Genomic DNA, 20,405 nt, shown 5'->3' on the forward strand with positions numbered 1-20,405 from the left:
ACCTCTTTTTATTAGTGATGATCGCTGCGGGTGCAGGGCTACAGGTCCAGCGGGACAGTGACGCTCAGGGTGGTGCCCTCGCCCGGATGGCTGTCCAGGCTCAGGTTGCCGCCCATGATCAGCACCCGCTCGCGCATGCCCACCAGGCCGAAGGAGGTCGGCCTTCCCGCCTCGAGCTTGAACCCTTGGCCGTCGTCGCTGATGGTCATGCGCAACCGGTCGCCTTCGAGGCTCAGGGACAGTTCGACAGTATGCGCCTGGGCATGGCGCATCACATTGGTCAACGCCTCCTGAAGGATGCGGAACAGACCGATGGCCTTGGCATCGCTGAGCACCGGCAAATTCTCCGGCACCTGTACCAGGCAGGGAATCTGCGTGCGTGCCTCGAAGCGCCGCGCCTGCCATTCGATCGCCGAGGCGATCCCGGCATCGAGAATCGGCGGACGCAGGGCCGTGGCCACGTCCCGCACCAGTTGGAACAACTGGGCGATCAAGCGCTTCATGCTGTTCAAGCGCTCGTGCAGCCCCGGGTCGAGCTGGGCATACGCCAGTTCGCACATGGAGGTTTCCAGCTTGAGCACAGTGAGCATCTGGCCCAGTTCGTCGTGCACTTCCCGGGCGATACGCGCCTTTTCCTCTTCGCGCACGCTTTCCAGGTGCGCCGACAGTTCGCGCAACTGCTCCCGCGAGCTGGCCAGCTCCAGCTCGATCCGCTTGCTTTCGCTGATATCCCAGACAATGCCATCCCAGACATAGGCGCCGTCGTCGAGCCGGCGGGTGATGGCCTTGATCTCCGCCCAGCGCTGCTCGCCCTGGCGGGTCAGGATCCGCCCCTGCCAGGACCAGTCGCTGTCGGTGTCCAGGGCATGATCCTGGGTCTGGTGATAACTGGCCTTGTCGTCCGGGTGTACCAGGCTGCGCAGCCCCATGTCGCGGTGGCTGAGGGTCGCCGGGGAATAGCCCACCAGGCTCTCGCTGCCCTCGCTGATATAGGCGAAGTCGATCTGCCCGGTCACCGGCGCCCGCTCCAGGCGAAACACCAGCCCCGGCACGTTGGCGGCGATCCCCTGCAACCGCGCCTCGCTCTCCTGCAGGGCGGCCAGGGCGCGACGGCGCTCGGTGACATCCGTGAGGTAGACCACCAGGTACTCGCCGTCGCGAAAGCGCAGGAAACTCAACGACACGTCGGCCGGCAGGATGCTGCCGTCGGCGCGGACACACTGGGTCTCGAAACTCGGCGGCACCTCCTCGCTGGCCCGGGCGCGCTTCCACAGGCCAAGCCAGCGATCCATGTGCAGGTTCGGCTCGAAGTCGATCAGCGGTCGCCCGAGCACCGCCCCCGGCGCATACCCGAGCATGCTCTCGGCGGCGCGGTTGGCGTAGCGCACATGGCTGTCCCAGTTGACCCAGAGAATGCCCACCGTGCTCTGGTCGATGGAGAACTGGGTCAGGCGCAAGGCTTCTTCACTGGCCTCGCGCCGGGCGAGGTCCTCGCGGGTCGCCTGCAACCGGTGTTCCAGCGCCTGCTGCTGACGCCGCTGCCAGATGACCAGCGCCACGCCAGCCACCAGCAGCACCGCCAACAGCAGGCTGAGGTTCTGCCAGAAGCCGCGGGACTCGCTCAGCCGCGGATACTTGGGTTGCAGCCAGCGATTGTGCAACTGCTCCAGGTCCTTGGCCGCGATACCGTGCAAGGCGCGCTGCACGATATCCGCCAGCTCCGGCCAATCGCGGCGGGTCGCCACCCTCAGCAGTTGTGGCAGGCCGATGTCGCCTACCACCGCCAGGCCGCTGAACTCCGCTTCCGCCGACAAGCGGCTGAGCTGCGCCTCGTCGATCACCGCATAACGCGCCTGCCGGCTGAGCAGCAATTGCAGGGCCTGGCGTTCCAGGGGCACGCCCTGCAGATTGAGGTTGGAATAGGTCATGCGCAGGTAGTCCGCCACCGCGCTGGGCATGCGTACCGCCACGCGGGTCTGGCTGTCGAGTTTCTCCAGCTCCACCGTGCCGGCGCCCTTGCGCTCGCCGACCACCAACTGCGGGACGCGCATATAAGGATCGGAAAACTGCCACAGCCGCAACCCGGCCGGGGTCTGGGTCAGGCCCGGGGCCATGTCGATCTCGCCGGCACGCACCGCCGCTTCCAGTTGCGCCTGGTCGGTGAAGTGGCGCCAGTTCAGTTCGACCTTCATCGCCTGGGCCAGCCACTGCATCAACTCGACATTGACCCCGGACAAGCGCTGCAGCCGGCGATCGTATTGGGCATAGGGTGCCTGGAGCACCACCCCGACCCGCAGTTGCGGATGCCGCTCCAGCCACTGCTGCTGCGCCGGGCTCAACGGCGCCTGGGCCATATGCGGCGCAGGCGCGGCCCTGGCCATCAAGGGAAGACAGATACAGCCGATAACCAGCAGGCAGCGAAGACGCATCATGAAATCTCATACACTGACAAATACTGACCAACCCATTAGGCTGCCGGGATTATTTCTGGCCTGGAATTACCGATGCCCCTTGTCCACCGCTCGGCACTGCCCGCATTGTGCCTGTCGCTGATCCTGCCCTGTGCCTTTTCGGTGCAGGCCGCCGACCCGGAACCCACCGCAACGGACCCGGCCGCCACGGAAAAACCTGCCGAGCGCCAGCCGCTCCCTGAGCGTAGCCAGGAAGACGCCGCGGCCCTGGAACGCGTCCTGCCCTCCAGCGAACAACAGTCACTGCAAGCCGGCAGCGAAAGCTTCCTGGCCCTGTGGAAACCGGCCAACACCAGCGATCCCAAGGGCGCGGTGATCATCATCCCGGGCGCCGGCGAAACCGCCGACTGGCCCCAGGCGATCGCGCCCTTGCGCAACCGCTTGCCGGATGCCGACTGGAGCAGCCTGAGCCTGACCCTGCCCGACCTGCAAAGCGACGCGGCACAACCACGCATCGTCGAAGCCGAACCTGCGCCGGCCCCCACCGACACTAGCAGCAAAGATGCCGCCACGGCAGCGCCCAAACCGATCGAACAGGCCGCCGGCGGCGAAGCCGAGATGGCCGATCGCGCGGTGGTGGAAAGCAGCGAAGAACAGGCCAAGGCCGATACCGCGCGGATCTTCGCCCGGATCGACGCCGCCGTGACCTATGCCCAGCAGCAGAACGCCCGCAGCATCGTCTTGCTCGGCCATGGCAGCGGCGCCTACTGGGCCGCGCGCTACCTGAGCGAGAAGCAACCACCGGAGATCCACAAACTGGTCATGGTAGCCGCGCAGACGCCCGCCATAGGCACTCCCGCCCTGGCCGAGCTGACTCCCACCCTGAAGCTGGCGACCGCCGATTTTTTCTACAAGGACAGCGCACAGGCTCGCAAGAGCGCGCTTGAGCGCCTGCAAGCGAGCAAGCGGCAAAAGAACAGCAACTTCACCCAGATCTCGCTCAGCGCCCTGCCGGGCAACGGCAAGGCGGAAAACGAGCAATTGTTCAGGCGCATCCGCGGCTGGCTGAGCCCGCAACCACAAGACTGAAACCTGCCCTATCCGGCCCCGATGCTTGCGCAAAAACCGGGGCCCGGATGGGGAGCACCTCCCTTAACGAAAATCCCGACGCTCGCGGATCAGCGCATAGGCGCTGTGCAGTTCGCGGGTCTTTTCCGTCGCTTCGCGCACCTGTAGCTGGCTGGCGCCGCTGCCGGCGATCTTGTCCGGATGATGCCGGCTGAGCAGCCGTCGATAGGCGCGCTTGATCTGCGAAGGCTCGCTGGTCGCCGAAACCCCCAACAGGCGCAAGGCCTCCTGATAGGCAGCGCTGCTGGTCAGCGGCCGCTTGTTCGGCTCGTAATCCGCCGCCAGCGCCTGCACCTGCTGCGTGGTCCAGCCCAGCCATTTGCCCCAGAGCAGAATCAACTCCCGCTCCGCGGCGCTGGCCCGGCCGTCGGCCCAGACCATCCGCCAGCAGGCACGCAGCACGCCCTCCGCCGCATGGGGCTGCGTCGCCAGGCGGCGCAGATAGCCACGCAACCGGTCGTTGCCCGATTTGCCGCGGTTGAACGCGGCAATCGCCCGGCGCTGCGCGGCTTCGCTCATGTCCAGCGAACGCATTTCCAGGCGCGCCTGCTGGATATGCCCGTCGACTACCCGGCCATCGCTTTTCGCCAGGCGCCCCAGCAGCACGAACAGCAGCTCATCGTTGCGCAGCGCCGGGCGACCGCCCAGCCGCTCACGTACCTGGGCCCAGTTATGCAGTTGCAGGCGCCGGTCCAGCGCCTGTCCCAGCAACGCGCCCAGCATGGCCCCCGGAATACTGGCTATGGCAAAGCCAGCCCCGGCTCCGATCAGAGTCCCTGGCCACAACATATCAGCGGCTCGCTTCTAGCAGATGTTCAACCTGTGCCAGGCGCTCGACCGTACCGACATCGATCCACTGCCCGTGCATGTGCTCGCCGCTGACCAGCCCCTTCGCCATGGCTTCGCGCAACAGCGGGGCAAGCTTGAATGCCCCGGCGCGGCAATGCTCGAACAGCCGCGGGTGCAGCACCGAGATACCGCTGTAGGTCAGGGTCGACGCCCCCGGTTCGCCGTCATGCAACAGGCCGTTGTCCAGGCAGAAGTCGCCGCCGGTGGGATGGTGCGCCGGGTTGTCCACCATCACCAAATGAGCGAGCCCGGCCAGGGGCCGACGCAGGGTGGCAAAGTCGTAGTCGGTCCAGATATCGCCATTGACCACCAGGAACGGCTCCTCGCCCAGCAGAGGCAAGGCCCGGAAAATGCCGCCGCCGGTTTCCAGCGGCTCGCTCTCCGGCGAATAGCGGATGCTCAAGCCAAAGCGCGAACCATCGCCCAGGTGGTCTTCGATCTGCTGCCCGAGCCAGGCGTGGTTGATGACGATCTCGGTAAAACCGGCGCGGGCCAGTGCCCGCAGGTGGTACTCGATCAAAGGTACCCCGGCGGCGCGAATCAGCGGCTTGGGGGTGGTCAGGGTCAAGGGGCGCATCCGTTCGCCCTTGCCCGCGGCCAAAATCATTGCCTTCATACGCAGGCTCCGACCGGTTGCCGCAGGCTGGCCAGCAGTTCACCCAGTTCCGCCAGTTCCGGCCGGCGTGCCACGACGGCTTCTATATAAGCGAAGAAACGTGGCACATCGCCCAGGTACCGGGGCTTGCCATCGCGATGGCAGATCCGCGCGAAGATACCGATCACCTTGAGGTGGCGCTGCACGCCCATCAGGTCGCTGGCGCGCAGGAAATCCTCGAACACCGGCTGTACCGGAATACCGAGCCCGGCCGCCCGTTGCCAGTAATCTTGCAGCCAGCCACGCACCCGCGCCTCGGGCCAGCTGAGGAACGCATCCTTGAACAGGCAGGTAACGTCATAGGTCACCGGGCCGTAGACCGCATCCTGGAAATCCAGCACCCCGGGGTTGGGGGTGCTGAGCATCAGGTTGCGCGGCATATAGTCGCGATGCACCAGCACCTTGGGCTGGGCCAGGGCGCTGTCGATCAGCAGCTCGCTGACCCGCTGCCATTGCGACTGTTGCCGCTCATTCAATTGGAGGCCGAGCTCGCGCCCCACGTACCACTCGGGGAACAACTCCAGCTCGCGGCGCAGCAGGGCCACGTCATAGCTGGGCAGCGGCGCCTCCATCGGCAGGCGCTGGAAAGCCAGCAGGGCATCCAGGGCATCCTTGAACAAGGCGTCGGCATTCTCGCCGTCGATCACATCCAGATAGGTCTTGTTGCCCAGGTCATTGAGCAAAAGAAAGCCGCGCGGCAAATCCTCGGCATAAATTTTCGGCACATTGATCGCGGATTTCGCCAGCAGGTGGGCGATATCCACGAAGGGTTTGCAGTTTTCCCGGGGCGGCGGCGCATCCATCACGACAAAGCTGCGGCCCCCGCCTTCCCAGCGGAAATACCGCCGGAAACTCGCGTCGCTGCTGGCTGCGGTCAATGTGGCCGGGGGCACCGGGCCCCATCCGTTGGAGGCATAAATATTCGACAACTGTTCATCGAGCCAAACTTTCAGGTGTTGCAAGCGTACATCTTGGTCAGGCATTGCAAGGGTCTCCGACGGCCCTAGCCGTCAAGCGGGTCATGCTTTATTATCCAGCATCTTTTTCAGACCATCGAGAGGCGTGCGGCCCACACCGCGGGCAGATGGCACGCAGGAAGCCCGGACTAATAAGATGGCATTGAAATCCCCCGCGTTTCGTAAAAAATTTCCGTTGCTGGTTACTGGCAGTCTGCTGGCCCTGCAACCCCTAGCCACTTCGTTCGTGGTCGCCGCGGAACAGTATGACTGCTCAGTCTCTGCTTCGGGTGGCTGGGACTGCGCGCCGAAAACCAGCGCCGCTCAACTGCCTCCGCGCCCCGTGCACGATGCCAGCGCGGTCAGTTCGAACAGCGCTGCCAAGGCCGAAGAAGGCGAGTCCAGCGCAGATACCGGCGCCAAGCCGATGCTGGTTACCGAAGCCAAGGGCCGCGGCCTGAAATCCCGCAGCGAAGACTACAGTCACCTCGACTGGGTCCCGCGCGAGAAGCTCACCGCCGCCCAACTGGCCGAGACCGGTCCTTACTGCGCTGGTGCCTATATCGAACCGATTCGTCCTGGCATGAATGACAAGACGAATAAAAGTGACTCCCCGACCTTTATCGGCGCCAAGGCCTCGCGTTATCAGCAGGAGCAGCAGATCGCTACCCTGGCCGGTGACGTGGTCATGCGCCAGGGCAGCATGCAGGTCGAAGCCGACGAGGCCAACCTGTACCAGGCCGAGAACCGTGGCGAGCTGAGCGGCAACGTGCGCCTGCGCGACAACGGCACCCTGATGGTCGGCGACCATGCCGACGTACAGCTGGACACCGGTGAAGCCAAGGTCGACAACGCCGAATACGTGATGCACAAGTCGCGCATCCGCGGTAACGCGCTGTACGCCAAGCGTGCCGAGAACGCGATCATCCGCCTCAAGGACGGTACGTACACCACGTGCGAACCGAGCAGCAACGCCTGGCAGCTCAAGGGCAACAACATCACCCTGAACCCGGCGACCGGCTTCGGTACCGCGACCAACGTGACCTTGCGCGTCAAGGACATCCCGATCCTGTACACGCCGTACATCTACTTCCCGATCGATGACCGTCGCCAGTCCGGCTTCCTGCCGCCGACCATCGGCAGCGGCAGCGATACCGGCTTCATGCTGGTCACCCCGTACTACTTCAACCTGGCGCCGAACTACGACGCCACCTTGTACCCGCGCTACATGAGCAAGCGCGGCCTGTTGATGGAAGGCGAGTTCCGCTACCTGACCAAGTCCAGCGAAGGCCAGTTCGGCGCGGCGTACCTCAACGACGAGAACGACGACCGCAAGCTGCAGACGGACTACGAAAAAACCCGCTACATGTACAACTGGCAGCACAAGGGCGGGCTCGATTCGCGTGTCATGACGCAGGTCGACTACACCAAGATCAGCGATCCGTACTACTTCCAGGATCTGCAGAGCGACCAGATCGGTGTGGAAAGCCGCGACTACATCAACCAGCAGGGGGCGGTGACCTACCGCGGTGATACCTACACTGCGCGGCTCAATCTCCAGGCCTATGAGCTGGCCACGGTTTCGAACGTCACGCCTTACAACCGTTTGCCGCAAATCACTCTGAATGGTTTCTTGCCGCAACATCCAGGCGGGCTGGATTTCCAATATGAGTCCGAGGTTGTCCGGTTTGAGCGAGACCTCAAGACCGGCAACTACATTGATAAAGACGGTGGGCCGCTGAACGCGGACGGATCAATAGGCACTCCTCGTCTAGACACCAATGTTCGAGGTCTGGCACGCGCTAATGGTGATCGTCTCAACCTCGCGCCATCCGTAAGCCTTCCGCTTAACTGGACCTATGGCTTCCTGAAACCGTCCCTCAAGTATCAATACACCCAGTACGACCTGGATTTGGACGGCACAGGCAAGAACCAGGTAGCTGCGCAAAATTCGGAACAGGACCGGCTTGACGGCACTTACAGTCGCAACCAAAACCGTGGCGTACCTATCGCCAGCATCGATAGCGGCCTGTATTTCGACCGCAACACCCAATGGTTCGGCAAGAACTATCGCCAGACTTTGGAACCACGCCTCTACTATCTCTACGTTCCAGAGAAAGACCAGAGCGACATCCCTGTCTTCGATACCGGCGAAACCACCTTCAACTACTCGTCGCTGTTCCGGGACAATCGTTTCACTGGCTCCGACCGCGTAGGCGATGAGAACAAACTGTCTCTGGGCATCACCAACCGCTGGATCGAAGAAAATGGCTTCCAACGCCAGCGCATCAGTGTCGGTCAGGCCTTGTACTTCAAGGACCGCGAAGTACAGTTGCCAGGTATCGACGCCAAAACTCGAGACGACGCGCACTCCAACGTTTCGCCTTACGCGCTTGAATACGAATACCGCTGGAACCGCGACTGGCGCACAACCGCTGAATACAACTGGGATCCGGACAGCCGCAGCCCTCGTTCCGGCAGTGCGATGTTCCACTACCAGCCGGAAGACAATCCGAACAAAGTTATCAACGCCGGCTACCGCTATCGCAACGACCTGGTTCGTTATGACGAAACGACAGGCAAATGGTCCGTGGGCGGCGGCGACTACGGTACGCCTGGCACGCCTGGCTACGTGAAGGACTACTACAAGATCAAGCAGCACGACTTCTCGGTGATCTGGCCGATCGTGCCGCAATGGAACCTGATCAGCCGCTGGCAGTACGACTACAACCGCAACCGTACCCTCGATGCCTTCGGTGGTTTCGAATACGACAACTGCTGCTGGAAACTGCGCCTGATCAACCGTTACTGGGTCAAGTATGACGAATTCAGTCAAGACGCCCCGCAGAACGAGAAAGGCGACCATGGCATCTTCCTTCAAATTGTCCTGAAAGGACTCGGCGGCCTCACTGGCTCCAAGGTAGAGAGCTTCCTCGACAAAGGCATTCAAGGTTACCGTGAACGTGAAGACCAAGCTTTCTGATTGTCTGCGCCCGCTGATGCTGGGCGCGCTGTTCCTGGGTACCGCGGCCAACGCCGCGGTACAGCCGATCGACAAAGTGGTGGCCATCGTCGATAACGACGTGGTCATGCAGAGCCAGCTGGACCAGCGGGTTCATGAAGTGCAGCAAACCATCGCCAAGCGTGGCGGCGGCATGCCACCGGCCGATGTCCTGAACCAGCAGGTACTGGAACGCCTGATCGTCGAGAACCTGCAGCTGCAGATCGGCGATCGTTCCGGCATCCGCATCACCGACGAAGAGCTGAACCAGGCCGTGGGCACCATCGCCCAGCGCAACAACATGACCCCGGAGCAGTTCCGTGCCGCCCTGGCCCGCGACGGCCTGTCCTACCAGGACGCCCGCGAGCAGATCCGCCGCGAGATGATCATCAGCCGCGTGCGCCAGCGTCGTGTTGCCGAGCGCATCCAGGTTTCCGAGCAGGAAGTGAAGAACTTCCTCGCCTCGGACCTGGGCAAGATGCAGCTGTCCGAAGAACTGCACCTGGCCAATATCCTGATTCCAACCCCGGAAAGCGCCAGCTCCGAAGCGATTCAGAGCGCCGCGCGCCAGGCCATGGACATCTACCAGCAGCTCAAGCAAGGCGCCGACTTCGCCCAGCTGGCTATCGCCCGCTCCGGCAGCGACAACGCCCTGGAAGGCGGCGACATGGGCTGGCGCAAAGCCGCGCAACTGCCCCCACCGTTCGATCGCGAACTGAGCGCCATGTCTGTTGGCGATATCACTCAGCCGGCCCGCACTCCAGGCGGCTTCATCATCCTGAAGCTGCTGGAAAAACGCGGCGGCGGTAATCAGGTGCGTGACGAAGTGCATGTTCGCCATATCCTGATCAAGCCAAGCGAAATCCGTAGCGAAGAAGAGACCAAGCGCCTGGCGCAGAAGCTCTACGACCGTATCGAAGCGGGCGAAGACTTCGCCGAACTGGCGAAAAGCTACTCGGAAGACCCGGGGTCCGCTCTCAACGGTGGCGACCTCAACTGGGTCGATCCGAATGCGCTGGTGCCAGAGTTCCGCGAAGTCATGGCCAAGACTCCACAGGGCCAGCTGTCCAAGCCGTTCCAGAGCCCGTATGGCTGGCACGTACTGGAAGTCCTGGGCCGTCGCGCCACCGACAGCACCAGCCAGGCTCGCGAACAGCAGGCGATGACCGTGCTGCGTAACCGCAAATACGACGAAGAGCTGCAAACCTGGCTGCGCCAGATTCGCGATGAAGCCTACGTCGAGATCAAACTTCCTGGCGCCGACCAGGCAGCGCAGTGAAACCCAAGCGTTTCGCGCTCACCCCCGGCGAGCCAGCCGGCATAGGCCCCGACCTGTGCCTGCTGCTCGCCTCGCAACAACAGCCACATCCCCTGATTGCCATCACCAGCCGTGACCTGCTCGCCGAGCGGGCCACGCAGCTGGGAGTGGCTGTCAGCCTGCTCGAGGTCGGCCCGGATAACTGGCCGGACCAGCCTGCCGCCGCTGGCAGCCTGTATGTCTGGGACACTCCGCTCGCGGCCCGGGTCGTGACCGGCCAGCTGGACAAGGCCAACGCCGCGTTCGTCCTGGAAACCCTGACCCGGGCCGGCCAAGGCTGCCTGGACGGGCATTTCGCCGGCATGATTACCGCTCCGGTGCACAAAGGCGTGATCAACGAATCCGGCATTGCCTTTTCCGGCCATACCGAGTTTCTCGCCGACCTGACCCAGACCGAACAAGTGGTAATGATGCTGGCCACCCATGGCCTGCGTGTGGCCCTGGTGACCACTCACCTGCCCTTGCGCGACATCGCCGACGCCATCACCCCGGACCGCCTGGAACGGGTCACGCGCATCCTGCATGCCGACCTGCGCAACAAGTTCGGCATCGCCCGGCCACGCATCCTGGTTTGCGGGCTCAACCCGCATGCTGGCGAAGGCGGGCATCTGGGCCATGAAGAAATCGATATCATCGAACCCACCCTGGAGCGTCTGCGTACCGAAGGCATGGACCTGCGCGGTCCCTTGCCCGCCGACACTCTGTTTACCCCCAAATATCTGGAGCACTGCGATGCAGTGCTGGCGATGTACCACGACCAGGGGCTGCCGGTGCTGAAATACAAAGGTTTCGGCGCCGCGGTCAACGTGACGCTGGGCCTGCCGATCATCCGTACCTCGGTGGACCACGGCACCGCCCTGGATCTGGCCGGCAGCGGCAAGATCGATACCGGCAGCCTCAAAGTCGCCCTGGAAACCGCCTACCAGATGGCCGAGACCCGTTTATGACCGAGCAATACCAGCACCGGGCGCGCAAGCGCTTCGGCCAGAACTTCCTGCATGACGCCGGCGTGATCGACCGCATCCTGCGCTCCATCAACGCCAAGTCCGGCGACCGCATGCTGGAAATCGGCCCGGGCCAGGGCGCCCTGACCGAGGGCCTGCTCAACAGCGGTGCCCAACTGGATGTGGTCGAGCTGGACAAGGACCTGGTGCCGATCCTCAACCAGCAGTTCGCCGGCCGGGACAATTTCAGCCTGCATCAGGGCGACGCCCTGAAGTTCGACTTCAACAGCCTGAATGCCGCCCCCGGCAGCCTGCGCGTGGTCGGCAACCTGCCTTACAACATCTCCACCCCGCTGATCTTCCACCTCTTGCAGAACGCCGGGCTGATCCGCGACATGCACTTCATGCTGCAAAAGGAAGTGGTCGAGCGGCTCGCCGCGGGGCCGGGGGGTGGTGACTGGGGCCGTCTGTCGATCATGGTCCAGTACCACTGTCGCGTGGAGCACTTGTTCAACGTCGGCCCCGGAGCGTTCAACCCGCCACCGAAGGTCGACTCGGCGATCGTGCGCCTGGTGCCACATGCCGTGCTGCCGCACCCGGCCAAGGATCATCGCCTGCTGGAGCGCATCGTTCGCGAAGCCTTCAACCAGCGCCGCAAGACCCTGCGCAACACCCTCAAGGCGCTGCTCTCGAGCGCCGAGATCGAGGCCGCCGGTGTCGACGGCAGCCTGCGCCCGGAACAGCTGGACCTGGCCGCCTTCGTTCGCCTGGCCGACAAGCTCAGCGAACAAGCGGCGGGGAACGCCAGCGCCAGCTGATACGCTCCGCGCGCTACCGGGTAGGACGCCAGGCCCCACGTCTGGTTTACTACCCGATACTTGGCCTAGACTGACCTCCATCAGCTTCGTCCCGCGTCCCGCTCTGTTTTAAAGGCCCCTTGCATGTCCGATCCTCGCTACCAGGTCGACGTCAGCGTCGTCACCCGCTTCCTTGCCGAACAGTCGCAACCCGAACAGAACCGCTTTGCCTTCGCCTACACCATCACCGTCCAGAACAATGGCCTGCTGCCCGCCAAGCTGCTGTCCCGGCACTGGGTGATCACCGATGGCGACGGGCACGTCGAGGAGGTTCGCGGTTCCGGCGTGGTTGGCCAGCAGCCGCTGATCGCCGCCGGCCAAAGCCATACCTATAGCAGCGGTACGGTCATGACCACCCGCGTCGGCAATATGCAGGGCAGCTATCAGATGCTCGCCGAAGACGGCAAGCACTTCGACGCCATCATCGCGCCCTTCCGCCTGGCCGTGCCCGGAGCGCTGCACTGATGACGACTTACGCCGTCGGCGATCTGCAAGGTTGCCTGGAGCCCCTGCAGTGCCTGCTTGAAAAGGTCGCGTTCGACCCGGCCAAGGATTGCCTGTGGCTGGTCGGCGACCTGGTCAACCGCGGCCCGCAATCCCTGGAAACCCTGCGTTTCCTGTATGCCATGCGCGATTCCCTGGTATGCGTCCTGGGCAATCACGACCTGCACCTGCTGGCCGCCTGGCGCAACATCGAGCGCCTGAAGAAAGCCGATACCCTGAGCGAAATCCTCAACGCCGAGGATGGCGAAGAACTGCTCCAGTGGCTGCGCCAGCAAAAGCTGATGCACTACGACGAACAGCGCAACGTCGCCCTGGTGCATGCCGGGATACCCCCCCAGTGGTCACTGAAAAAGGCCCTCAAATGCGCCGCCGAGGTCGAGGACGCGCTACGCGACGACAACCGCTTCGAACCCTACCTGGACGGCATGTACGGTAACGATCCGACGAAATGGGACAGCGACCTCAAAGGCGTGACTCGTTTGCGGGTCATCACCAACTATTTCACCCGCATGCGCTTCTGCACCAGCGACGGCAAGCTCGACCTCAAGGGCAAGGAAGGCCCGGAAACCGCACCGCCCGGCTACGCCCCCTGGTTCGAACACAAGGAGCGCAAGACCCGGGATGTAAAGATCATCTTCGGTCACTGGGCCGCCCTCGAAGGCAAATGCCAGGAGCCAGGCGTCCTGGCCCTGGACACCGGCTGCGTCTGGGGCGGCGCCCTGACCCTGCTCAACGTCGATACCGGTCAACGCCTGGCATGCCAGTGCGATGCCCACGGGCACATCGAGGCCCAGGCCTCTCAACCCCTTCCCGAATCCATGCCAACCCGGAACAAGCGCTAGACTGCGCTTTCCACCCGGCCCAGGAGCCCGCCATGAGCGAATACAAACGCATCCCCCCAGAACAGGCCCAGGCATTGCGCGAGCAAGGCGCCGTGGTGGTCGACATCCGCGACCCGCAGACCTTTGCCTCGAACCACATCAGCGGTTCCACGCACCTGGACAATCACTCCATCTCCGACTTCATCCGCAACGCCGACCTCGACGCACCGCTGGTGGTGGTCTGCTACCACGGCAACTCCAGCCAGAATGCCGCGGCCTATCTGATCAGCCAGGGTTTCTCCGACGTCTACAGCCTGGACGGCGGTTTCGAACTGTGGCGGGCCACCTATCCGGCAGAAACAGCCCAAGGCAACGTCGAATAATTTTTTTCTGAGCGCCAGGCCGCGTCACTCGCGGGCTGGCGCCACAGGCGACGAACGGTTGCTTGAACAAATCGCGTATTCCACCTTTACCTCCCCGATTCCGAACTATCCTTAGCCTCAGGCCATCCAAACAGGGGAGAGCCGGTACACCGGCGTGCGGGTCATCGGTACTAGCTTTCAAGGTCGATAGCTTTGAAAGTGTTCTGGGGGGTAAACAGCAACCGGATTCCTGGTTGCATGCCAGCACTTGACTGACTGATCCGACGTCGGCTCCACGTATCGAGCGAGGTGACGTCATGAGTATTTTTAGCCACTTCCAACAACGCTTCGAATCCACACGCCAGGAAGAGTTCTCGCTACAGGAGTACCTGGAACTCTGCAAAAAGGACCGCAGCGCCTATGCCTCGGCCGCCGAACGCCTGCTTCTGGCCATCGGCGAACCGGAGTTGCTGGATACCTCGACCAACTCGAGGCTGTCGCGGATCTTCTCCAACAAGGTGATCCGTCGTTATCCGGCCTTTGAAGACTTCCACGGCATGGAAGAATGCATCGACCAGATCGTCTCCTACTTCCGTCATGCCGCCCAGGGGCTGGAGGAGAAGAAACAGATCCTCTACCTGCTCGGCCCTGTCGGCGGCGGCAAGTCCTCCCTGGCCGAAAAACTCAAGCAACTGATCGAGAAGGTGCCCTTCTACGCCATCAAGGGCTCGCCGGTATTCGAGTCGCCACTGGGGTTGTTCAACGCCACCGAAGATGGCGCGATCCTCGAGGAAGACTTCGGCATTCCACGGCGCTATCTGAACACCATCATGTCGCCCTGGGCCACCAAGCGCCTGTCCGAGTTCGGCGGTGATATCAGCCAGTTCCGGGTGGTCAAGCTCTACCCTTCGATCCTCAACCAGATCGCCGTCGCCAAGACCGAACCGGGGGACGAGAACAACCAGGACATTTCCGCCCTCGTCGGCAAGGTCGATATCCGTAAGCTGGAGGAGTTTCCTCAGAACGACGCCGACGCCTACAGCTATTCGGGCGCATTGTGCCGGGCCAACCAGGGTCTGATGGAATTCGTGGAAATGTTCAAGGCGCCGATCAAGGTGCTGCACCCATTGCTGACAGCCACCCAGGAAGGCAACTACAACAGCACCGAGGGGCTGGGGGCGATCCCGTTCACCGGCATCCTGCTGGCTCACTCCAACGAATCGGAATGGCACACCTTCCGCAACAATAAGAACAACGAAGCCTTCATCGACCGGATCTATATCGTCAAGGTCCCGTACTGCCTGCGGGTCAGCGACGAAGTCAAAATCTACGACAAACTGCTGTTCAACAGCTCGCTGTCCAGAGCGCATTGCGCACCCGACACCCTGAAGATGCTCGCTCAGTTCACCGTGCTCTCGCGCCTCAAGGAGCCGGAGAACTCGAACATCTATTCAAAAATGCGCGTGTATGACGGCGAGAACCTCAAGGACACCGATCCGAAGGCCAAGTCGATCCAGGAATACCGCGACGCCGCCGGCGTCGATGAAGGCATGAACGGTCTCTCGACTCGCTTCGCCTTCAAGATCCTGTCGAAAGTCTTCAACTTCGACCCTCACGAAATCGCAGCCAACCCGGTGCACCTGCTCTACGTGCTCGAACAGCAGATCGAACAGGAACAGTTCCAGGCCGAGACCCGCGAACGCTACCTGCGCTTCCTCAAGGAGTACCTGGCTCCGCGCTATATCGAGTTCATCGGCAAGGAAATCCAGACCGCCTACCTGGAGTCCTACAGCGAGTACGGCCAGAACATCTTCGATCGCTATGTGCTTTACGCGGACTTCTGGATCCAGGACCAGGAATACCGCGATCCGGAAACCGGCGAGATCCTCAATCGAGTGGCGCTCAACGAAGAGCTGGAAAAAATCGAGAAACCGGCGGGTATCAGCAATCCGAAGGACTTCCGCAACGAGATCGTCAATTTCGTATTGCGCGCCCGGGCCAACAACAACGGCAAGAACCCGACCTGGCTCAGCTACGAAAAACTGCGGGTGGTCATCGAGAAGAAAATGTTCTCCAACACCGAGGACCTGCTCCCGGTCATCAGCTTCAATGCCAAGGCCAGCAAGGAGGACCAACAGAAACACAACGACTTCGTTACTCGAATGGTCGAGCGCGGCTACACCGACAAACAGGTACGACTGCTGTCCGAGTGGTATCTGCGGGTCAGAAAATCGCAGTAACCCGCCGGTTGCACCGGTTGTCGTCAGCCAGGAGCCTGTCTTGGCGATTTCTGCTACACAGGCTTCAGGAAGCGCGTTTGAATGTCCGCAGCGAGGTTCGGGCAGAGTACAGGGCGGCATGTCGTCCTCACCCCGTCCGGCCCGCTCGCGAGCTTCAAGACCGCTTCTAAGGAGCAGTCATGAGTTATGTGATCGACCGACGTCTCAATGGCAAGAACAAGAGCACGGTAAACCGCCAGCGGTTCCTGCGGCGCTACCGTGATCACATCAAGAAGGCCGTCGAAGAGGCGGTCAGCCGCCGCTCCATCACCGACATGGAGCATGGCGAACAAATCAGCATCCCGGGACGGGATATCGATGAACCGGTGCTCCACCACGGGCGCGGCGGCAAGCAGACCGTGGTGCACCCGGGAAACAAGGAGTTCACCGCCGGCGAGCACATTGCGCGCCCTCAAGGCGGAGGTGGCGGGGGCGGTCGTGGCAAGGCCGGCAATTCCGGCGAAGGCATGGACGAGTTCGTCTTCCAGATCACCCAGGAGGAGTTCCTCGAGTTCATGTTCGAGGACCTGGAACTGCCGAACCTGGTCAAACGCAACCTGAGTGGAACCGATACCTTCAAGACCGTCCGCGCCGGGATCAGCAACGAAGGCAATCCCTCACGGATCAACATCATCCGCACCCTGCGCTCGGCCCATGCCCGACGTATCGCCCTTTCCGGCAGCAGCCGGGCGAAGCTGCGCGAGGTCAAGGAGGAACTGGAACGGCTGAGACGCGAAGAACCGGACAACTTCGGCGATATCCAGGAAATGGAAGCGGAAATCGAGCGGCTCAGCGCGCGTATCCACCGGGTGCCATTCCTCGACACCTTCGACCTCAAGTACAACCTGCTGATCAAGCAGCCCAACCCGAGCTCCAAGGCGGTGATGTTCTGCCTGATGGACGTATCCGGCTCCATGACGCAGGCGACCAAGGATATCGCCAAGCGCTTTTTCATCCTCCTTTACCTGTTCCTCAAGCGTAACTACGACAAGATCGACGTGGTATTCATTCGCCACCACACCAGTGCGCGCGAAGTGGACGAGGAGGAATTCTTCTACTCCCGGGAAACCGGCGGCACCATCGTCTCCAGCGCCCTGAAGCTGATGCAGGAGATCATGGCGGAGCGTTATCCAAGCAACGAGTGGAACATCTACGCCGCCCAGGCTTCCGACGGCGACAACTGGAACGACGACTCGCCAATCTGCCGGGACATCCTGATCAACCAGATCATGCCTTTCGTGCAGTACTACACTTACGTGGAGATTACCCCCCGCGAACATCAGGCCCTGTGGTTCGAGTACGAACGCATCGCTGAAGCCTTTTCCGACACTTTTGCCCAACAGCAACTGGTCTCGGCCGGAGATATCTATCCGGTCTTCCGTGAACTCTTCCAGCGCAGGTTAGTGACATGACCGCCAGAGAGCAGAAACGCCAGCCCCTTTCCACCGGCTCGGAATGGACCTTCGAGCTGATCCAGGCCTACGACCGCGAAATCAGCCGTATCGCGGCGCGTTATGCCCTGGATACCTACCCCAATCAGATCGAGGTGATCACCGCCGAGCAGATGATGGATGCCTACGCATCCGTTGGCATGCCCCTGGGTTATCACCATTGGTCCTACGGCAAGCACTTCCTTAGCACTGAAAAGTCCTACAGCCGCGGCCAGATGGGCCTGGCCTACGAGATCGTGATCAACTCGGACCCGTGCATCGCCTACCTGATGGAGGAAAACACCATCTGCATGCAGGCCCTGGTGGTGGCCCATGCCTGCTATGGCCATAACAGCTTCTTCAAAGGCAACTATCTGTTCCGCACCTGGACGGACGCCAGCTCGATCATCGACTACCTGGTGTTCGCCAAGCAGTACATCATGCAGTGCGAGGAGCGCCACGGAATCGATGCCGTGGAAGACCTGCTCGACTCCTGCCACGCCCTGATGAACTACGGCGTGGATCGCTACAAACGCCCCTATCCGATTTCCGCGGAGGAAGAACGGCGCCGGCAGAAGGACCGCGAAGAACACTTGCAGAAACAGATCAACGATCTGTGGCGCACCATTCCCAAGGGCACGGACAAATTCAGCGACAAGGACAACGCACGCTTCCCCGCCGAACCCCAGGAGAACATCCTGTACTTCATCGAGAAGCACGCGCCGCTGCTGGAACCCTGGCAGCGGGAAATCGTGCGGATCGTGCGCAAGATCGCCCAGTATTTCTACCCGCAGCGCCAGACCCAGGTGATGAACGAAGGCTGGGCGACCTTCTGGCACTACACCCTGATGAATGACCTGTATGACGAGGGCCTGGTAACCGACGGCTTCATGATGGAATTCCTCGCCTCTCACACCAGCGTGGTGTTCCAGCCCGGCTTCGACAGCCCTTATTACAATGGCATCAACCCCTACACCCTGGGCTTTGCCATGTACCGGGATATCCGGCGCATCTGCGAAGAGCCGACCGAGGAAGACCGGCGCTGGTTCCCGGAGCTGGCCGGCACCGACTGGCTTTCCAGCGTGAAATTCGCGATGAGCAGCTTCAAGGACGAAAGCTTCATCCTGCAGTACCTCTCGCCCAAGGTCATCCGCGACCTCAAGCTGTTCAGCATCCTGGACGACGACCAGAAAGACGACCTGCTGGTGCCGGCCATCCATGACGAGAGCGGTTACCGGATCATCCGCGAAACCCTGGCGGCCCAGTACAACCTGGGCAACCGGGAACCCAACGTGCAGATCTGGAGCATCGACAGACGCGGCGATCGCTCATTGACCCTGCGCCACCAGCAGCACGACCGCAAACCCCTGGGCGACTCCACCGACGAGGTGCTCAAGCACCTGCATCGTCTCTGGGGCTTCGACATCCATCTGGAAACCCTGCAGGGCGAGCAGGTGATGAAGACCCATCATGTCCCACCGAAAAGCGAACACAACGAAGGAGATTACGGTCGCCTGGACCTGGCGGTCATTCACCTCTGAGCGCATGACAAAACCTCCGTGAGCGCGACACAAGGGTTATTCTGTCGAGCTAACGGAGGTTTTTTATGCAGATTTACAAGGTCGGCGGTGCCGTGCGCGATCGCCTGCTGGGCAAACCGGTCACCGATGTCGACTGGGTGGTCGTCGGTGCCACGACCGAGGAGATGCTCGCCCAGGGCTTTCGCCCGGTGGGCTCGGACTTTCCAGTCTTCCTTCACCCCAAGAGCGGCGAGGAATACGCCCTGGCCCGCACCGAGCGCAAGAGCGGTCGCGGTTATGGCGGCTTCACCTTCCATGCCAGCCCCGAGGTCACCCTCGAAGAAGACCTGATCCGTCGCGATCTGACGATCAATGCCATGGCCGAAGACGACCAAGGCGTCCTGACGGACCCCTATCATGGCCAGCAGGATCTGGAAAAACGCCTGCTGCGTCACATTTCCCCGGCATTCGCGGAAGATCCCCTGCGGGTCCTGCGCGTTGCCCGCTTTGCAGCCCGCTATGCCGGGCTCGGTTTCCAAGTGGCCGAAGAGACCCTCGAGCTGATGCGCCAGCTCAGCGAATCGGGCGAGCTCGAAGCCCTGACACCGGAGCGCAGCTGGAAAGAAATCTCTCGCGCCCTGATGGAAGACCATCCGCACGTATTCATCCAGGTACTGCGCGACTGCGACGCACTCAAGGTCCTGCTACCAGAAGTGGACGCACTGTTCGGCGTTCCACAGCCCGCCGCCCACCACCCCGAGATCGACAGTGGCGTGCATACCCTGAGCGTCCTGGAACAGTCGGCCTTGCACAAACAGCCGTTGAATGTGCGCTGGGCCTGCCTGCTGCACGACCTGGGCAAGGGCTTGACGCCACCCAGCGAATGGCCACGCCATATCGCGCACGAACATAAGGGGCTGGAGCTGATAAAGCGCGTCAACGAGCGCTTCAGGGCGCCCCGCGACTGCCAGGAACTGGCACTGCTGGTCGGGCAATACCACACCCACGGTCATCGCGCGCTCGAGCTCAAACCCTCGACCTTGGCGGAGCTGCTGCAGAGTTTCGACGTTTATCGTCGACCCCAGCGCTTCGAGGAGTTCATCGCTGCATGTGAAATGGACGCACGCGGTCGCCTGGGGCTGGAAGACCGGGCTTATCCCCAGGCGGACTACCTGCGTGGCGCAGCTCTCGCGGCGCGAACGGTGGCGGTCCAACCGCTGCTGGAGCAGGGGTTCAAAGGGCCCGAACTGGGAGAAGCACTGAAGCGGGAGCGACAGAAGGCGCTGAAGGCCTACAAGGAACAACATTCGCAGTGAATAGCGTGGGCAAACTCGTCTCCCAGAGGAGAGAGCTTGCCCACGACAGGATCC

The 20,405-nt window shown here is 62.2% G+C and carries 16 protein-coding genes; 12 read left to right on the forward strand and 4 right to left on the reverse strand.

All coding sequences use genetic code 11. The annotated features are described in order from the left end of the window. Positions 1-38: 38 nt before the first annotated feature. Entirely contained in the window at positions 39-2,432 is a 2,394-nt protein-coding gene (locus TO66_RS28420) for a PAS domain S-box protein (RefSeq protein WP_044465362.1), read from the reverse strand. Between the two features lie 72 nt (positions 2,433-2,504). Here TO66_RS28420 and TO66_RS28425 point away from each other — a divergent pair, with 72 nt between their 5' ends. Continuing rightward, on the forward strand, positions 2,505-3,500 hold the full coding sequence (locus TO66_RS28425) for an alpha/beta hydrolase family protein (RefSeq protein WP_044465363.1): 996 nt from the start codon (positions 2,505-2,507) through the stop codon (positions 3,498-3,500). Positions 3,501-3,563: 63 nt separating this feature from the next. On the opposite strand, the gene TO66_RS28430 is transcribed toward TO66_RS28425, so the two are convergent. From TO66_RS28430 to TO66_RS28440, 3 genes are read right to left on the reverse strand one after another with little or no spacing between them, the layout of a single operon-like run. Beyond that, positions 3,564-4,328: a TerB family tellurite resistance protein gene (locus TO66_RS28430; RefSeq protein ID WP_044465364.1), complete on the reverse strand. Its 765-nt coding sequence runs from the start codon at positions 4,326-4,328 to the stop codon at positions 3,564-3,566. A 1-nt stretch (position 4,329) separates the two neighbouring features. Continuing rightward, positions 4,330-5,004: an N-acetylmuramate alpha-1-phosphate uridylyltransferase MurU gene (gene murU, locus TO66_RS28435; protein WP_044465365.1), complete on the reverse strand. Its 675-nt coding sequence runs from the start codon at positions 5,002-5,004 to the stop codon at positions 4,330-4,332. Continuing rightward, the gene (locus TO66_RS28440) at positions 5,001-6,026 is read right to left on the reverse strand and encodes an aminoglycoside phosphotransferase family protein (RefSeq protein WP_044465366.1); all 1,026 of its coding nucleotides are present in this window, start codon (positions 6,024-6,026) and stop codon (positions 5,001-5,003) included. The genes murU and TO66_RS28440 overlap by 4 nt, the downstream gene beginning before the upstream one ends. A gap of 130 nt (positions 6,027-6,156) precedes the next feature. On the opposite strand from TO66_RS28440, the gene TO66_RS28445 reads away from it, so the two are divergent. The 11 genes from TO66_RS28445 to TO66_RS28495 all read left to right on the forward strand — a co-directional run bounded on the left by TO66_RS28445 (position 6,157) and on the right by TO66_RS28495 (position 20,351). Further along, positions 6,157-8,982 carry an LPS-assembly protein LptD gene (locus TO66_RS28445; protein ID WP_044465367.1) on the forward strand — a complete coding sequence of 942 codons (2,826 nt, stop codon included), beginning with the start codon at positions 6,157-6,159 and terminating at the stop codon, positions 8,980-8,982. Further along, the gene (gene surA / locus TO66_RS28450; RefSeq protein ID WP_148558613.1) at positions 8,963-10,279 is read left to right on the forward strand and encodes a peptidylprolyl isomerase SurA; all 1,317 of its coding nucleotides are present in this window, start codon (positions 8,963-8,965) and stop codon (positions 10,277-10,279) included. Before TO66_RS28445 ends, surA begins: the two co-directional genes overlap by 20 nt. After that, positions 10,276-11,265, forward strand: a complete 990-nt coding sequence (gene pdxA / locus TO66_RS28455; RefSeq protein WP_044465369.1) for a 4-hydroxythreonine-4-phosphate dehydrogenase PdxA — start codon at positions 10,276-10,278, stop codon at positions 11,263-11,265. The genes surA and pdxA overlap by 4 nt, the downstream gene beginning before the upstream one ends. Next, positions 11,262-12,080 carry a 16S rRNA (adenine(1518)-N(6)/adenine(1519)-N(6))-dimethyltransferase RsmA gene (gene rsmA / locus TO66_RS28460; protein ID WP_044465370.1) on the forward strand — a complete coding sequence of 273 codons (819 nt, stop codon included), beginning with the start codon at positions 11,262-11,264 and terminating at the stop codon, positions 12,078-12,080. Before pdxA ends, rsmA begins: the two co-directional genes overlap by 4 nt. A gap of 123 nt (positions 12,081-12,203) precedes the next feature. After that, the gene (gene apaG / locus TO66_RS28465; RefSeq protein ID WP_044465371.1) at positions 12,204-12,584 is read left to right on the forward strand and encodes a Co2+/Mg2+ efflux protein ApaG; all 381 of its coding nucleotides are present in this window, start codon (positions 12,204-12,206) and stop codon (positions 12,582-12,584) included. After that, positions 12,584-13,465 carry a symmetrical bis(5'-nucleosyl)-tetraphosphatase gene (locus tag TO66_RS28470; RefSeq protein WP_044465372.1) on the forward strand — a complete coding sequence of 294 codons (882 nt, stop codon included), beginning with the start codon at positions 12,584-12,586 and terminating at the stop codon, positions 13,463-13,465. Before apaG ends, TO66_RS28470 begins: the two co-directional genes overlap by 1 nt. 32 nt (positions 13,466-13,497) lie before the next feature. After that, on the forward strand, positions 13,498-13,827 hold the full coding sequence (gene glpE / locus TO66_RS28475) for a thiosulfate sulfurtransferase GlpE (protein WP_044465373.1): 330 nt from the start codon (positions 13,498-13,500) through the stop codon (positions 13,825-13,827). A 296-nt stretch (positions 13,828-14,123) separates the two neighbouring features. Next, positions 14,124-16,046 carry a PrkA family serine protein kinase gene (locus TO66_RS28480; protein ID WP_025807357.1) on the forward strand — a complete coding sequence of 641 codons (1,923 nt, stop codon included), beginning with the start codon at positions 14,124-14,126 and terminating at the stop codon, positions 16,044-16,046. 179 nt (positions 16,047-16,225) lie between these two features. Then, positions 16,226-17,497 carry a YeaH/YhbH family protein gene (locus tag TO66_RS28485; protein ID WP_044465374.1) on the forward strand — a complete coding sequence of 424 codons (1,272 nt, stop codon included), beginning with the start codon at positions 16,226-16,228 and terminating at the stop codon, positions 17,495-17,497. Next, a complete protein-coding gene (locus TO66_RS28490) occupies positions 17,494-19,056 on the forward strand; it encodes a SpoVR family protein (RefSeq protein WP_044465375.1) in 1,563 nt (520 codons plus the stop codon). Before TO66_RS28485 ends, TO66_RS28490 begins: the two co-directional genes overlap by 4 nt. A 65-nt stretch (positions 19,057-19,121) precedes the next feature. Then, a complete protein-coding gene (locus tag TO66_RS28495; protein ID WP_044465376.1) occupies positions 19,122-20,351 on the forward strand; it encodes a multifunctional CCA addition/repair protein in 1,230 nt (409 codons plus the stop codon). The last annotated feature ends 54 nt before the right edge of the window (positions 20,352-20,405 follow it).

It is taken from the genome of Pseudomonas sp. MRSN 12121 (assembly GCF_000931465.1).
GTDB lineage: Bacteria > Pseudomonadota > Gammaproteobacteria > Pseudomonadales > Pseudomonadaceae > Aquipseudomonas.

Bases quoted from the DNA above. Each gene is read 5' to 3' on its own strand.
- rsmA (WP_044465370.1), top strand. From the start codon at position 11,262: ATGACCGAGCAATACCAGCACCGGGCGCGCAAGCGCTTCGGCCAGAAC.
- TO66_RS28470 (WP_044465372.1), top strand. From the start codon at position 12,584: ATGACGACTTACGCCGTCGGCGATCTGCAAGGTTGCCTGGAGCCCCTG.
- TO66_RS28425 (WP_044465363.1), top strand. From the start codon at position 2,505: ATGCCCCTTGTCCACCGCTCGGCACTGCCCGCATTGTGCCTGTCGCTG.
- TO66_RS28445 (WP_044465367.1), top strand. From the start codon at position 6,157: ATGGCATTGAAATCCCCCGCGTTTCGTAAAAAATTTCCGTTGCTGGTT.
- TO66_RS28485 (WP_044465374.1), top strand. From the start codon at position 16,226: ATGAGTTATGTGATCGACCGACGTCTCAATGGCAAGAACAAGAGCACG.
- apaG (WP_044465371.1), top strand. From the start codon at position 12,204: ATGTCCGATCCTCGCTACCAGGTCGACGTCAGCGTCGTCACCCGCTTC.
- TO66_RS28440 (WP_044465366.1), bottom strand. From the start codon at position 6,026: ATGCCTGACCAAGATGTACGCTTGCAACACCTGAAAGTTTGGCTCGAT.
- TO66_RS28480 (WP_025807357.1), top strand. From the start codon at position 14,124: ATGAGTATTTTTAGCCACTTCCAACAACGCTTCGAATCCACACGCCAG.
- TO66_RS28490 (WP_044465375.1), top strand. From the start codon at position 17,494: ATGACCGCCAGAGAGCAGAAACGCCAGCCCCTTTCCACCGGCTCGGAA.
- TO66_RS28495 (WP_044465376.1), top strand. From the start codon at position 19,122: ATGCAGATTTACAAGGTCGGCGGTGCCGTGCGCGATCGCCTGCTGGGC.
- TO66_RS28420 (WP_044465362.1), bottom strand. From the start codon at position 2,432: ATGATGCGTCTTCGCTGCCTGCTGGTTATCGGCTGTATCTGTCTTCCC.
- murU (WP_044465365.1), bottom strand. From the start codon at position 5,004: ATGAAGGCAATGATTTTGGCCGCGGGCAAGGGCGAACGGATGCGCCCC.
- TO66_RS28430 (WP_044465364.1), bottom strand. From the start codon at position 4,328: ATGTTGTGGCCAGGGACTCTGATCGGAGCCGGGGCTGGCTTTGCCATA.
- glpE (WP_044465373.1), top strand. From the start codon at position 13,498: ATGAGCGAATACAAACGCATCCCCCCAGAACAGGCCCAGGCATTGCGC.